This window comes from Pseudomonas persica, from assembly GCF_900291015.1.
In the GTDB taxonomy this organism is placed as follows: domain Bacteria; phylum Pseudomonadota; class Gammaproteobacteria; order Pseudomonadales; family Pseudomonadaceae; genus Aquipseudomonas.
In genome coordinates this window covers 1-228 of record NZ_OLKL01000430.1, presented here as the reverse complement: position 1 = coordinate 228, position 228 = coordinate 1, and the positions used below count along the sequence as shown (strand labels likewise).

The window sequence follows — 228 nt, the reverse complement described above, 5'->3', positions numbered from 1 at the left end:
TTGCCACCTGTGGCGCTTTCGATGGTCACGCTAACGGTCGAGCCGTTGTTGTAGACGTCGTTGGCCGGCGTCTCGAAGTCAACGCTGCCCTGGGTCTTGCCGGCTTCGACGGTGATGGTCTGGCCGTTGGACAAGGTCACGGTCACCGGGGTCTGGGCCGGATTGCTCAGGGTCACGGTGTAGGTGATGACGCCACCTTCGGTCACCGACGGGCTCGCCGTCAGGGTC

At 64.0% G+C, this 228-nt stretch carries 1 protein-coding gene; it reads right to left on the bottom strand.

Going from position 1 to position 228, the window contains the following annotated elements:
* Positions 1-228: immunoglobulin-like domain-containing protein (locus FQ664_RS27470; protein WP_178091145.1), on the bottom strand; the 228-nt coding region annotated here is incomplete at both ends.